Origin of the sequence: Natrinema gari JCM 14663, from assembly GCF_000337175.1 — an archaeon.
Taxonomy (GTDB): Archaea; Halobacteriota; Halobacteria; order Halobacteriales; family Natrialbaceae; genus Natrinema; species Natrinema gari.
Window position 1 is genome coordinate 39,764 of the sequence record NZ_AOIJ01000059.1, and the last position, 13,230, is coordinate 52,993.

The 13,230-nt window shown below is 65.3% G+C and carries 15 protein-coding genes and 3 pseudogenes; 10 read left to right on the plus strand and 8 right to left on the minus strand.

Going from position 1 to position 13,230, the window contains the following annotated elements; all coding sequences use genetic code 11:
* The first annotated feature begins 104 nt into the window (after nt 1-104).
* Nucleotides 105-1,430 carry a DUF373 family protein gene (locus C486_RS13850; protein WP_049910578.1) on the plus strand — a complete coding sequence of 442 codons (1,326 nt, stop codon included), beginning with the start codon at nt 105-107 and terminating at the stop codon, nt 1,428-1,430.
* Between the two features lie 49 nt (nt 1,431-1,479).
* Complete coding sequence (locus tag C486_RS13855) at nt 1,480-2,205, plus strand: diphthine--ammonia ligase (RefSeq protein ID WP_008457161.1); 726 nt, start codon at nt 1,480-1,482, stop codon at nt 2,203-2,205.
* A 105-nt stretch (nt 2,206-2,310) separates the two neighbouring features.
* On the opposite strand, the gene C486_RS13860 is transcribed toward C486_RS13855, so the two are convergent.
* Nucleotides 2,311-3,285, minus strand: a complete 975-nt coding sequence (locus C486_RS13860; protein WP_008457162.1) for a sugar phosphate nucleotidyltransferase — start codon at nt 3,283-3,285, stop codon at nt 2,311-2,313.
* Nucleotides 3,286-3,434: 149 nt separating this feature from the next.
* Between C486_RS13860 and C486_RS13865 the strand changes: the two genes are divergently transcribed.
* Entirely contained in the window at nt 3,435-3,725 is a 291-nt protein-coding gene (locus C486_RS13865; RefSeq protein WP_008457163.1) for a transcriptional regulator, read from the plus strand.
* 187 nt (nt 3,726-3,912) lie between these two features.
* On the plus strand, nt 3,913-4,281 hold the full coding sequence (locus C486_RS13870; protein ID WP_008457165.1) for a DUF7344 domain-containing protein: 369 nt from the start codon (nt 3,913-3,915) through the stop codon (nt 4,279-4,281).
* Here the strand turns inward: C486_RS13870 and C486_RS13875 are convergent.
* Nucleotides 4,278-4,745 (minus strand): Rieske (2Fe-2S) protein, encoded by a 468-nt coding sequence (locus tag C486_RS13875; RefSeq protein ID WP_008457166.1) that lies wholly within the window; start codon nt 4,743-4,745, stop codon nt 4,278-4,280. The genes C486_RS13870 and C486_RS13875 overlap by 4 nt on opposite strands.
* A gap of 96 nt (nt 4,746-4,841) precedes the next feature.
* On the minus strand, nt 4,842-5,720 hold the full coding sequence (locus C486_RS13880; RefSeq protein ID WP_008457167.1) for an aminotransferase class IV: 879 nt from the start codon (nt 5,718-5,720) through the stop codon (nt 4,842-4,844).
* A 133-nt stretch (nt 5,721-5,853) separates the two neighbouring features.
* On the opposite strand from C486_RS13880, the gene C486_RS13885 reads away from it, so the two are divergent.
* The 3 genes and pseudogenes from C486_RS13885 to C486_RS22350 all read left to right on the plus strand — a co-directional run.
* On the plus strand, nt 5,854-6,213 hold the full coding sequence (locus C486_RS13885) for a MarR family transcriptional regulator (protein WP_008457168.1): 360 nt from the start codon (nt 5,854-5,856) through the stop codon (nt 6,211-6,213).
* Entirely contained in the window at nt 6,214-6,543 is a 330-nt protein-coding gene (locus C486_RS13890; RefSeq protein ID WP_008457170.1) for a type II toxin-antitoxin system PemK/MazF family toxin, read from the plus strand.
* A gap of 166 nt (nt 6,544-6,709) precedes the next feature.
* Nucleotides 6,710-7,119: pseudogene (locus tag C486_RS22350) on the plus strand (IS5/IS1182 family transposase); the annotation flags it as partial.
* A 10-nt stretch (nt 7,120-7,129) separates the two neighbouring features.
* Here C486_RS22350 and C486_RS20285 read toward each other — a convergent pair.
* Nucleotides 7,130-7,312 carry a hypothetical protein gene (locus tag C486_RS20285; RefSeq protein WP_081704368.1) on the minus strand — a complete coding sequence of 61 codons (183 nt, stop codon included), beginning with the start codon at nt 7,310-7,312 and terminating at the stop codon, nt 7,130-7,132.
* A gap of 210 nt (nt 7,313-7,522) precedes the next feature.
* Between C486_RS20285 and C486_RS21060 the strand changes: the two are divergent.
* The 3 genes and pseudogenes from C486_RS21060 to C486_RS13905 all read left to right on the plus strand — a co-directional run.
* Nucleotides 7,523-7,672, plus strand: a pseudogene (locus C486_RS21060) (IS5/IS1182 family transposase); the annotation flags it as partial.
* A gap of 90 nt (nt 7,673-7,762) precedes the next feature.
* Nucleotides 7,763-8,326 carry a sugar O-acetyltransferase gene (locus C486_RS13900; RefSeq protein ID WP_008457172.1) on the plus strand — a complete coding sequence of 188 codons (564 nt, stop codon included), beginning with the start codon at nt 7,763-7,765 and terminating at the stop codon, nt 8,324-8,326.
* Between the two features lie 438 nt (nt 8,327-8,764).
* Nucleotides 8,765-8,983, plus strand: a complete 219-nt coding sequence (locus tag C486_RS13905; RefSeq protein WP_008457174.1) for a HalOD1 output domain-containing protein — start codon at nt 8,765-8,767, stop codon at nt 8,981-8,983.
* A 44-nt stretch (nt 8,984-9,027) separates the two neighbouring features.
* Here the strand turns inward: C486_RS13905 and C486_RS13910 are convergent, their stop codons facing one another.
* From C486_RS13910 to C486_RS13925, 4 genes and pseudogenes are all read right to left on the minus strand, one after another.
* Nucleotides 9,028-9,717: an anthranilate synthase component II gene (locus tag C486_RS13910; RefSeq protein ID WP_008457176.1), complete on the minus strand. Its 690-nt coding sequence runs from the start codon at nt 9,715-9,717 to the stop codon at nt 9,028-9,030.
* Complete coding sequence (gene pabB, locus C486_RS13915) at nt 9,701-11,257, minus strand: aminodeoxychorismate synthase, component I (protein ID WP_008457178.1); 1,557 nt, start codon at nt 11,255-11,257, stop codon at nt 9,701-9,703. Before pabB ends, C486_RS13910 begins: the two co-directional genes overlap by 17 nt.
* 164 nt (nt 11,258-11,421) lie before the next feature.
* Nucleotides 11,422-12,117, minus strand: a pseudogene (locus C486_RS13920) (DUF4332 domain-containing protein).
* A 71-nt stretch (nt 12,118-12,188) separates the two neighbouring features.
* Nucleotides 12,189-12,992, minus strand: a complete 804-nt coding sequence (locus C486_RS13925; RefSeq protein ID WP_008457182.1) for a shikimate dehydrogenase — start codon at nt 12,990-12,992, stop codon at nt 12,189-12,191.
* Nucleotides 12,993-13,230 lie beyond the last annotated feature (238 nt).

Sequence of the window (13,230 nt, forward strand, 5' to 3'; positions counted from 1 at the left end):
GTGTGTACATCGGCCGGCGGTCGAGCGAGTTCGGCACGGATATCGCCGCGACCGTCTCCGAACGAGTAAGTGGTTTTATCGTCGCACAGAATGCATCGCCTACCGTGACAACGCTGGTCGTCTGTCTCGACCGGACCGATGATGTCGGCCGCAAGACCGGCCTTCGGTCGCCCGTCGTCGGCTGGGAGGCAGTCCGCGCGCTCGTGACCGACGTCGGCCTCGCGGACCCGGAGGACTCGGGGGTCAACACCTTGCTCGAGTCGCTCCGGGTCGCCCAGAACTTACGCGACGAAAACGAGGAGGTCGTCGTCGCGGTCGTCTCGGGGGACCACGAGTCGATGGTGTCTGCCGATCGAGCGGTCGCCGAGCAACTGGACGACCTCATCGCCGAGTACGACCCGGAGTCGGCGGTCGTGGTGACCGACAGCGCGGAGGACGAACGGCTGATCCCGATCGTCGAGAGCCGCGTCCGGGTCGACTCCGTCGATCGCGTCGTCGTCCGGCAGGCCCGCGACATCGAATCGACCTACTACCTGCTCAAGCAGTTCCTCGCCGACGAGGAACTGCGCCAGACCGTCCTCGTTCCGATCGGATTGGCCCTGCTGGTCTTCCCGCTGCTCGCGACGACGGTCGGCCCTGCACAGGGTGCGGCCGCGATTACCACCGTCATCGGCCTCTTCCTGCTCTATAAGGGGTTCAACGTCGACGAACTCCTGGCTCGAGCGGCCCGTCAGACCCGGGAATCGCTGTACTCCGGGCAGGTGTCGGTCGTTACCTACGTCGTCGCTGCGGGACTGACGTTCGTCGGCCTGTTCGTCGGCGCACTCGGCATCTCGAACCTCGGGAAGACGCCGGGAGTGGTGATTCCCGCGACGCGGTTTGCCTTCGATAGCATTCCCTGGCTGGCGATGGCCGCGCTGACCGCCAGCGCCGGCCGACTGCTCGACGAGGCGATCGGCGACGATCCGATCCGGACCTCCTTTCTCAATCTCCCGTTTATCGTCCTTGCCGTTTCGCTGGTCGTCCGCGGGTTCTCGGCGTACTTCCTCGAGCAACAGGCGGTGATCGATCCCGTCGTCGTTCCCGCAAACGAGTTCGGCATCGTCACCAACAAGCAGTTCGTGATGGCTGCCGGTGAACGCCTCGCCCTGTTCGTCGTCACTGCGATCCTCGTGAGCCTCGTCGGGGCGCGCGTCGCGGCCTCCCTCAGCGACTCGAGCAAGGCCGCCGAACGGGGCGACGGGGGTTCAGAGACGAACCTCGCCAACGGCGGGCAGGCGGATCGGGACGGTGACCGCGAAGCTGGGGCCGGGACCGATGGGGCCGCGGATGCCGGGACCAACGCGGTCCCGGAGCGGCGCGATCCCGAACTCACGGACGGCGGGGCCGACGCGAACGCGGACCCGGACGGCGGCAATCGGGACCGGTGACCCGTCCCTGACACGGTATTCATTTACCCGCGCCGAGCGACCACTGACTATGAGCGACGCAGACGGTGCGTGGGTGAGCCTCTTTTCGGGCGGCAAGGACTCCGCATGGGCGCTGTACCGTGCTCTCGAGGCGGGGCTGCCGGTCGAACGACTGGTCACCGTCCACCCCGCGGGCGACTCGTACATGTATCACGTTCCCGAAACGGAATTGGCGGCGCTGGCCGCCGAGAGCATCGGTATCGAACTGCTCGACGTCAAGCCCGCCGACTTCGGGGCCGACGCGGCCACCGATTCGGGCGCACAGGGCGACGCCGAACTCGAGCCACTCGAGGCCGCGCTCACGGACCTCGATCGCGACCTCGAAGGCGGTATCGCCGGGCTCACGGCTGGAGCCGTCGAAAGCGAGTATCAGACGAGCCGCATTCGAGGGCTGTGTGAGCGCCTCGACTGTGACCTGTTCGCCCCGCTCTGGCAGGAACCCCCCCGCGATCTGGCCGACGCGATGCTCGCGGCTGGGTTCGAGATCGAAATCATTCAGGTCGCGGCTCACGGCCTTGACGAGTCGTGGCTCGGGCGAACGCTCGACCGGGACGCGATCGCCGACCTCGAGACCCTCCACGAGGAGTACGGCGTCCACATCCTGGGCGAGGGCGGCGAGTTCGAGACGTTCGTGGTGGACGGACCGCACATGGACCGCCGGATCGACCTCGAGTACGAGACGGAGTGGACGGGGACGCGGGGACGGTTGCGGGTCACGAACGCACGACTGGCGTAACGGCTCTCGCGGCGTTCGTCACGACTTACAGCGAGTCACGCCCGCGCAGATCGGCCGGCTCGGACCGCATTTCGACGGAACCGAGACTGAACTGCCGTCGCGGCGCTACCGCTTCGATCCGTTGGTGATCGTCGTGTGGGCACCGATGAGCGCTCCCGCGAGGTCGAGGTCCTCGATGTGGGTCCCCCGATCGATGATCGAGCGCCGAATGTCGCCGTTGCGTACCGTCGCGTCCGGGAAGATGATCGTGTGCTCGAGGTCGGTCCCCTCCAGCGTCACGTCGCCCATGACGTGGACGTTCTCGCCGATCGTAGCGTCTTCTAGCGTCGCGGAGTCGGCGACCAGCGACTCACCGTTCAAGTGCCAGGCGACGGCGTCGAGGTAGCTTTCGGGGGTGCCGATATCGAACCACGCGCCCTCGAACGTGAATGCGTAGGTGGCTTCGCGGTTCTGCAGCCACTGGACGAACCAGCCGGGTTCGTCGGGGTTGTTGCCGTCCTCGAGATAGGTCGGGAGAAGGGAAAGCGAGTCCTGCGGGAACGCATAGCAGGCGATCGAAACGAGCGTGCTCTTTGGATCGTCGGGTTTCTCCTGGAAGTCGACGACGCGGTCACCCTCGAGTTCGACGAGCCCGTAGGACGTCGCTTTCTCTCGGGAGCCGACGTCGTAGGCGGCGAGCGTGGGTGCCCCTCGCCGTTCGAACTCGTCGAGGAATTCGTCGATATCGAAGCTGATCAGGTTGTCGCCGGCGATGACCAGCAGGTCGTCGTCGACGTTCTCGCGGTCGATCAGTTGGGCCAGGGCACCGACGACGCCGAACTTGTCGTCTTCCTCGGTCGTCTCTTCGATCGATAGCTGTGGCTTCTCGAACTCGCTGTCGGCGAGGTGTGCCTCGAAGTCGGGCGCGAACCGCTCGTTCGTGCTGACGTAGACCTCCTCGATCCGGTCGTCAGCCTCGAGTTCCGAAAAGATCCGATCGATGACAGTCGACTCCCCGATCGGGAGGAACATCTTGGGCCGATGCTTGGTAATTGGCCACATTCGCGTCGCGTACCCGCCTGCAAGGACGACGGCCTTCATGGCCCTGACTTCAGTTGGTGCCGGTAAGTTACTTGCCCTTTCACTGGGCTTGCACCGCGATCCGGCCGGGTCGTCGACTCACGACGCGGCTGTCGGACCAGCTGACGTACTGCCGTGAGTATAAGTGCAAGACCCGCGTGACCCAACGTATGCGCCAGGCCGACGAAACGACGCGACAGAAACTCGCCGACGCGCTCCGCGCCGAGCCGGCGACGCCGAGCGAACTCGCGACCCAGTTCGATCTCACGCCGCATGCGGTGGTTCGGCACGTCGACCACGTCTCCCGGTCGGTCGACGGAACGGACGAACGGCTGCTCGTCGCGCCACCGACCTGTCGGGACTGCGGGTTCGACGACTACGACGACCTGTTGAACCTCCCCTCGCGGTGTCCCGACTGTAAGAGCGAGTCCATCGACGAACCGACGTTCACCATCGAGTGACTCGGATGGTCATCGTCGACGGACTGTCAACACCCTCGGTAATTCAGTCTCCAATCCGATACTAATATTTACGGCGCAGGTGAGAACCCGATACGAACTCTCGAGCGAACGGCGGCGATGCGGCCGGGCGACGGCGACCGTCGCCCGTTCATCGTCGTGGCCGTTCGACTCGAGCCTACGGAGCAATATGACTTCCAGATCCCACCCGGAGCGTGACTGCGTCGAGTCCGTACAGGCAGTCCTCGACTTGCTCGACGGGCACGACGGGATCGACGCGTCCACCGAGTCGCTCGACGGCGCATTCACCCTCCTGGCCGACCAGCGCCGCCGCCTGCTACTTGCTGTCATGCGGACCTACGGCGAGGAACTGACGCTGCCGGACGCGGCCGAGGAAGTCGCCGTCCGCGAAACGGGACGCAAGGTTACGAACATCCCGGCCGAGCGCGTCAGAGAAGTCTATCTCTCACTCTACCACGACCACCTGCCGCGGCTCGTCGACGCCGGCCTGCTCGAGTACGACCAGGAGCGGGATCTCGTTGCCCCGGACGGGGTCTAGAACTCCACGTTCGAGGTCGACGCGCGGTCGAGATCGTCGCTCTCGAGCGGCCCGGGACCGACGAACTCGTAGTCCGCGTCGGTCAGGTAGACGTCGCCGTCCGAGACGGTGACCTCGAGATCGGTGAGGTACGCTCCCTCGCAGGGGCCGAAGGTACAGCGGCCGGAGTCGGCCGCGAAGTACGCACCGTGGTTCGCACAGACGAGTTCGCCGTCTCGCATCGGTGCACCGGAGCCCTTATCCAATTTGATGTGCGTGAGATGCTGGCAGTAGTTCAACCAACAGGCGATCCCGTCGGCGTTCGGAGTCGACTCCGACGCCGTCCGGTCGTCGCCGTCCGTCGCTGCCGTCCCGTCGGTGACGAGAATCGCTTCCCGTTCGTCACCCGAGTCGTCGGCGACACGAAAGAGGAACGTCGAGTCGTCGGGAACGTCCGCAAGCGCCGTAATCCGTCCTGCGTCCATCACCCGCCGGTTACCGGTCGGTCGTCCTGAACGTTACGACCGCCGGCGCACACCGTCTGACTGCGGGTTACACAGGGCGGCCGGTCGAGATCGGTCTCACTCCGCCCGGTAACACGACTCCTCGACGCGTTCGTCGTACAGTCCCGCCAGTCGGTCCGTGATCGGGCCACCGCCGATGGCGTGCCCGTCGAGCGTCGCGATCGGTCGGAGTTCCCACGTTCGATTCGTGAGCACCGCTTCGTCGGCCTCGAGCACGTCAGCCGGCTCGTATCGCCCTTCGTGGACCGGAATCCCGTCCTCGCGGGCCAACTCGAGCACGATGTCGCGGGTGATCCCCGGCAACACCGGGCCGTCGGTCGTCGGCGTGTGGATCGCGCCGTCACGGACGAAACACAAGTTGCTCGTGGCTCCTTCCGTCACTCGGCCCTCGAGATCGCACAGCAGCGCTTCGTCGCTGTCGGCCGCGAGTTCCGCGCGAGCGAGGATGCCGTTCAGGTAGTTGTGGGTCTTGGCCGTGGCTGGGAGCGCCTCGTCGGGGGCCCGACGCGTTTCGACCGTCTCGACCGTCGCCGGGCTGTTCCAGACAGGGTTTCCCTCGAGCCCGCCCCGCGGGAGGGGTGAGACGTAGACGACGACAGTCGGATCGACCTCGGGAGCGGGGGTGAGCTTCCCCGGCTGGACGCCGCGAGTGATCGAGAGGCGAACGTAGGCGTCCGCGAGGTCGTTGGCAGCGAGCGTCTCGTCGATCCGCGCTCGGAGATCGGCGGCCGACAGTCCGTGCGCGAGCGAGAGCGCCTCGCAGGTTCGCTCGAGGCGCTCGACGTGGGCGTCCCACGCGAAAATCCGCCCGCCGTAGGCCCGCAGCGTCTCGAAGGCGGCGTCGCCGTAGCGAAAGCCCCGGTCGTCGACGCTGACGGTCGCCTCGCTGGCGGGGACGAGGTCGCCGTCGACGTGGTAGATCGGGTCATCGGTCATGGCGGTGCGCTCGAGTCGCGGTATCTCGTCGTGACACTCGGAAGAGTATGAACCCACTGCTCCTCGAGGGTGTCCGAGAGTGTCACGTCCGCCGTCCCATTACAGCTATTACATTCCGTTACATAGATCCAATATGCCCATCGACATCGAACGGTTCGAGGAGGATTCGGTGACGGAACTTCGGGCGAACGGACGGACGAACGCGGAAGCGATCCTCTCGTTCCTGGCGTCGTCGCCCGAGCAGGCGTTCACTCCCAAGGAGATCCACGAGGCAACCGACGTTGCACGCGGGAGCGTCGGCGTCGTTCTCTCCCGGTTAGAAGACCGTGGACTCGTCCGCCACCGCGGCGAGTACTGGGCAGTTGCCGACGACGAGGACCTCGAGACGACGCTCACCGCGTTGGCGACCGCTCGCGTGGCGACCGATCGACTCGGTCCGGAAGATCCCGACGAGTGGGGGCCTGGTGTGGAGACGGACGGTGACGACCAGTAGATGACTGAGATGCAAGGAGAGGTCTGGTGGGGACCTGCACCGCACAAATCCGATGCCGCGTATCGTCCGTGGCTCGTCGTCAGCGACACTTCACATCCGTTCGCAGCCGAAGAGTGTATCGTCGTCGGGATGACGACGCAGAACCATCCCGATAGCATCACTGTTCCTGCCGAAGCGTGGACTCGAGGCGGATCGAACGAGGACGCATACGTTTCTCCGTGGTACGTGACGACGATCAAACACCGAGACCTCGACAACCAGCAGGGGAAACTCGCGGACGCTCTCGTTGCCGACGCTATCGAGGTGCTTCACGACTACACGTCACTGTGACGAGCACCGACGGGCATCCGCTCTGATGTGTCGTCTGACCGTCACCATGCCGACCGGACAATGCACCTACTGTCAGACCGTCGTGACCGCGGTCCGTATTGCGGGTGTGTCTCGAGTGCGCGCTGAGCAGTACTGGATACTGGCCCCTGAGTCAGATTTGAGGAATATGTCCTCTCGTCTCTCACGCTTCACAGATCGTCTCGTAACACTGGCAAAACGCTCTGCCTCCGGCGATCCTGCGCCACCGGTCAAGAAAGGTGATGGCGGCTACGCTGACTGGGTAATCGTTGTGATCCACGGTCTCCGCGAATACCTTGACCTTCCATATCGACGGCTCCTCGATGTTCTCCACGAGAGACACGGGATCGGTGAGAAACTGAACCTTGAACCGACCGAATTACCGGACTTCACGACCGTCTGCACACGGAAACAGCGGCTCAAGATGACAGTCTGGCAAACCCTCCTTCGACTCTCTGCTGATCTTCACGATGCCGGAGACGTGTGGACTATCGACGCAACTGGCTTCGACCACCACTCGCCAGCCGTCACTACGCAAACTGGACAGATTACACCTTTCGGAAGAAATCTACTGGTCTGCAGTAATTCTGGGGAGTCCGAAATAGAAGGCCGGGATCAGGACACCGGTCAGAACGAGTCCGAGGATTATCGGTGTAGTTCCCGTTGGATCTGGACTGACGGTGAATGAGATTGAAAACCCGAGAAACAACGCAAGCACGACCGAAATCACCCCTCCCACGATGGTCTTCATAGTCAGCGATCCTGTTGGGAATTCAATAAGCGTGGTGATTCCTCTGCCAGAAGTACAATTCACTTGGCAAGCTGATTCGTAGGGCCATTACCGAGTGGAATGCGTCGTTGCTCCGCGTCTAAACAAGGCCGCTGCATCGTATTCGGATTTATCTGGAAATATTCTATCGCGAAGCGTTCGACCGTTTGAGCGAGAGACCACAAATGGATACTCTACGGCCAGAGGGCTCTGTCTGAAATCGTCTTCTCACTGATCAAGCGCACGCCCGGCGACGCTGTGCATGCACGAAGCTGGTACCGTACGTTCCGTGAAATCGTCCTGCTGTGTGCCGTCTACAACAGCAAACGTGCGACGGGCTAGGCAAATCCAACGCTGTATGGCGATTCACTACGGTCTGACGAGACGAAGTGTCATCGAAAAACCCTATTGGGCTGAGTATCAGTGGCAGGTATGGCCAGCGAAAAGGAAAAGATGCTGAACGGGGAGCTGTACGACTCGAGCGATCCCGAACTCGTGGCCGACCGAAACCGTGCGCGAGAACTGACGAGACGATACAATAACACGGGACCGGACGATCGGGCTGAACGGCAACGAATAGTGGAAGAACTCTTTGGTTCGGTTGGGGATGAGTGTCAGATTGAGCCGCCATTTCGCTGTGACTACGGATACAATATCCACGTCGGTGAGAACTTCTATGCGAACTTCGACTGCGTCATATTGGACGTGAGTCGAGTGGAGATCGGTCGGAACTGCATGATCGCACCTGGCGTCCACATCTACACGGCGACCCATCCGATCGACGCGGCCGAGCGAATCAAAGGGCCGGAGTACGCCGAACCGGTTACGATCGGTGACAACGTCTGGATTGGCGGTCAGGCCGTTATCAATCCCGGCGTGACTGTCGGAGACGACAGCGTCGTCGCCTCCGGAGCGGTCGTGACCGAGGACGTTCCCGACGAAGTCGTCGTGCAAGGCAATCCCGCGACCGTGGTAAAAGACCTGAGCAATAGCTGACGGCACGAGCCCGAGGGCCGATTCTGGTTGCCCTTTCCCTCCGAAGTGGACCGACCGGTCCGTTTTCATCCCAGCATGGGACGTGCCCTGTGCGTCGCACGATTCTTCCTGCGACTGCCCCCATTGGAGCATCGCGGGTCGGTCGTCTCCAAACCGCCCAACCGGTCAATATCCTAACGTTCTTTAGGATAGATTGCGTACCGCACAGACGCGCACGAAAGTGCGCAAGAGCCGGAGTCCTGCCACCAAGCTAGCACTCCGGCTCACATGCGGCCCCCGCGTAGCGGGAGCAATCCACCATTGGCGTTGGCGAAATAAAGAAGTGCCGACGTACCGCCGACCCAGTCGTAGCCGTTGCTGTGTCCCTCGCTGGATTGCGTTTCGCTCNCTGTGAGGCAGCGTTCGCACTGACGGTCGTCGAACTCCCCGAGAATCACGATGCATTCAGCACTCACAACGGCTCTCGCTCGTATCGCGGCCCGTGAGGGCTGTGACCGAGCCGCGTTGCCACCGCTGTACGACGCGATCGATCCTGAGGCGCTTGCCGCCGTCCTCGAGTCGAACGCGGCCGTGACCGTCCGCTTCGAGTACGCGGGCTACCGGGTCGTGATCGGTCCCGGCCCCGACGCGGTCGCGGTGATCGATCGGGAGCGCTGACGGGTCGCCGATCGGCCCGCTCGAGGGCCTCGCGGACGGCCCGATCACGCGTCGGCGCGGGCGGCGACCCGACGGAAGTTCGCGATCAGTCGCTTGCCAAGCGCGAGCGAGATGTCGTCGCCGCGGCCGTCGTCTGCTGTGCCCGTCGTCGCGTCCGACTGGGCCCGCGTGAGGATGCTCTCGGGATGGAACTGCACCCCGATGTGGGGTTTCTCGCGGTGGCGGACTGCCATCAAAACGCCGCGCTCGTCGGTCGTCCGGGCGGTTTCCGCGAGCGTCGTGGGCAGGCCATCGCGCTCGACCGACAGCGAGTGATAGCGGCCGACCTGAAACGCCTCGGGCAAGCCGTCGAAGATGCCCGCCCCGTCGTGGGTGATCGGCGACGGCTTCCCGTGGACGACCTCGGGGGCGTGGCCCACCGGCGCGCCGTTGGCCGCACACAGCGCCTGATGGCCCAGGCAGACGCCCAGAATCGGGTACTCCGTTTCCGCAAACAACGGGATCGAGATGCCCGCCTCCTGTGGGGTCCCCGGCCCCGGCGAGACGATGATCCCGGTCGGCTCGAGGTCGCGAACGCCCGCGAGATCGAGTTCGTCGTTTCGCCGGACGAGCACCTCGTCCGCGACCTCGCCGACGTACTGGACGAGGTTGTACACGAACGAGTCGTAGTTGTCGATCACGAGTATCCGCTCGCTGCGGTCGCGGTCGCCGGTCGCGTTACTCACGCCGTTCACCTCCGGGTGTCGCCTCGAGTCCCAGGTCGGCCCGCTTGCCGAGCGCGTCGTCGACTGCCGTGATGAGCGCGCGGGCCTTGTCGAGGGTCTCGTCGTACTCGTGGTCGGGGTTGGAGTCGTGGACGATCCCCGCGCCGACCCGCAGGTGGTACTCGTCGGCGTGGCGGACCAGCGTCCGAATGACGATATTGAGGGTGGCGCGGCCGTCGAAGCCGAAGATGCCGACGCTACCGGTGTAGGGCCCGCGCCGAGTCGCCTCGAGTTCGTCGATGAGTTCCATCGTCCGCGGTTTCGGCGCGCCGGTGATCGTGCCGCCGGGGAACGTCGCCGCGATGGCGTCGGCGAGGGTGGCGTCCGACCGCAGCCGGCCGGTGACGTTCGAGACGAGATGCATCACTTCGGCGTAGCGGTCGATCCGGCGGTACTCCTCGACGTCGACAGTGCCGTACGCACAGACCTTCCCGAGATCGTTGCGCTCGAGATCGACCAGCATGGCGTGCTCGGCCCGCTCTTTCTCGTCTGTGAGCAGGTCCGCCTCGAGCGCGTCGTCGGCGGCGGGCGTGTCCCCGCGCGGTCGGGTGCCGGCGATGGGCTCCGTCCTGACGAAGTCGTCGTCGCGTTCGAGCAGCAGTTCTGGACTCGCGCTCACGAGCGTTGCCGACCGGAACTCGAGCAGACAGGAGTAGGGGGCTGGGTTGACCCGTCGTAAGGCGTCGTAGGCGGCGACCGGATGGACCGCGGCGGGCGCGACCAGTCGCTGGGAGATGTTCGCCTGAAACGTGTCGCCGTCGCGGACGGACTCCTTGACTCGACGCACCCGCTCGGCGAAGGCCTCTCGGCCGCAATCGCTCTCGAAGGTCGCCTCCTGGCTCGAGACCGGCGGCTCGCCGATCTCGGGATCGCCGTCGCGGACGGCTCGCGCGAGTTCGAGCGCCCGCTCGCGGCCGTGCTCGTAGGCTGCCTGTAGGTCAGCGTCGGTCCCGACTCGCGGGCAGGCCGTGATCCGCAGCGTCACCTCGCCGTCGGTCGGTTCCTCCCAGGCGACGAGCCGGTCGTAGACCGCGACCTCGAGACGAGGCAGTCCGCGGTCGTCGACGGCCGACTCGGGCAACGCCTCGAGTTCGCGAGCGATGTCGTACGAGAGCCAGCCGACGGCACCGCAGGGGTAGGGCACGTCGCAGTCACCGCGGGCGATCGACTCGCCCGCCAGCAGTCCGTCGAGCGCGGCCAGCGTCGGCGACCCGTCGTCGTCGGCTCGCCGAACCGCGTCGGGACCGACGGTGAGCCGGTCGACGGGGTCCACGCCGAAGTAGCCCCAGCCGGGCTGCCCGCCGGTCGTCTCGAGGAACACGGCTCCGTCGGGCCCGTCGCGGGCCCGCCGATAGGCGAGAAACGGGTCGGCAACTGGCACGCGGACTTCGACGGGAACGCGACAGCCGGTGTGTGTCGTCGCACCGTCCGCCTCCGACGCGTCCCTGTCGCGGTCGCGAGCGGCGGCGCGAAACGCGTCCGGCGTCGTCACGACACGGGGATCGCTCATGCTTCTCGAGACGGAGCGAGCGAGTAATCCTCTTGCGATTTCCGGGGTGGTGATGCCACACCGAACGGCGGGCCGAACTGTGCCCGCCGACGGCGTGCCGGCGAAGCGACAAGTACCGCAAAATGAGATGACTCGAGAGTGGACTCGGGGTCGGTGGCGGAGCGTTACCTGACTTCGGCGCGGTCGATCCAGCCCTGAATGCGCTTTTCGGAGATATCGGTCTGGGCGGCCAGTTCGGCGGCGTCTGCGTCGGCCAGTTCGGCGACGGTGTCGACGCCGGCACCGGTGAGACGGTCGGCGTAGGCCGGGCCGATCCCTTTGATCGCGTCCACCGGCTCCTGCGTCGTCTCGTCGGGCTCGGCGGCAGCGGCCGTGTCGTCGACCGACGGGTCGGACTCGGTGTCCTCGGATGCGGCGTCGGCGTCGCCGGCCGTTTCGGACTCCATTTCCGCCGTTTCGGAGTCAGTCTCCGTGTCGACGGTCATGTCAGCGTTCGATTCCGATTCCGTCTCGGGTTCCGGTTCCGCGGCCGCGTCGGCGTCGGGTTCGGCTTCCTCGGCGGGCTCGGGTTCCGTGGCCGTGTCGACATCGGGTTCGGCTTCCTCGATGGGCGACGGCTCCGCCGGCTCGGAACCCTCATCGGACTCCGCCGCCGACTCCGCCGCGCTCGAGTCGCTTGCGGACGCTCGTGACGGCTCCGGGGTGATGCCGCCGGTCGCGGGGTCGGTTCGATCGGCGTCGCGCCTGTCGTTCGTCGCCCCTTCCCGCTCGACCGTTACCCCGACCTATCGAGCGCCTCCGCGCTCCGAGTCCGACTCATCGAACCCCAACAGGGACTTCAGCTTTTGGAGGATTGCCATTATCTCGTGGTAGTCGGTTCCACCACTTAAATTCGCCTGATACTGACAGGGTGTCGACCGAGTCGCGGGCGTTACAGTCGCGAGCGCAGCGCTTCGTTCATTACGTCGACCGGTGCGTCCTGACCGGTCCAGATCTCGAAAGCTTCAACGCCCTGATAGAGCAGCATCCACGCGCCGTCGACCGTCGTCGCCCCGGCGTCGGCCGCATCCTGAAGCAGTCGCGTCTCGAGCGGGCTGTATACCGCGTCGAGCACGGCGAGGTCTCCGTGGAGCGCGTCTGCGGGCACCGGCGTCGCGTCCGCGTCCATCCCCACGCTGGTCGCGTTGACCAGCACGTCGGCGTCCGCCAGCAGTTCCTCGAGGGCCGCGAGTCCGTGGCCGGTCGCGCGGGGGACCGCTGCGGCCAGGTCGTGAGCCTTCGACTCGGTTCGGTTGGCGATCGCGACCGTCGCGCCGGCGTCGGTGAGACCGAAGGCGATCGCTCGGCCGGCCCCGCCAGCACCGACGACGACAGCCTGCTCGCCCTCGAGCGCGACGTCGTGCTCGCGAAGCGCGCGCAACGCGCCGATGGCGTCGGTGTTGTACCCCGTCGGCGGGCCCGAGCCGGAGAAGTCGATCGTGTTGACTGCGCCGATCCGGGTCGCCAGATCTTCGGGCGCGACGATCTCGAGGGCTGCCTGCTTGAACGGGATCGTCACGTTGAGCCCCGCGATCCCGAGCGCGTCGGCGCCACGGATCGCGTCTTCGATGTCGTCTGCCTCGGGTTCGAAGGTCGCGTATCGCGCCTCGAGTCCGAGTTCGTCGTAGGCCGCCTCGTGCATCGGCGGCGACAGGGAGTGGCCGACCGGGTTGCCGACCAGACCGTATACGTCCATAGCCATGGTCGCTCACTCGTTTCGGCAGGAATATAATGGGTCTGGCTTCGGCAGGGCGTCACATCCCGACCGAGATTCGTTTCGCGTCGCTTTTAGGCTCGACTTGAGTAGCCGACGCCATGCTCTCCGGAACCCCGCTTTTTCTCCTCCTGTTGGCGGCCGGCATCGTCGCGCTGTACGGCGGTGCGGAGTTGCTGGTCGCGGGTGCGGGCCGACTGGCGCTCGGAATCGGGCTGCG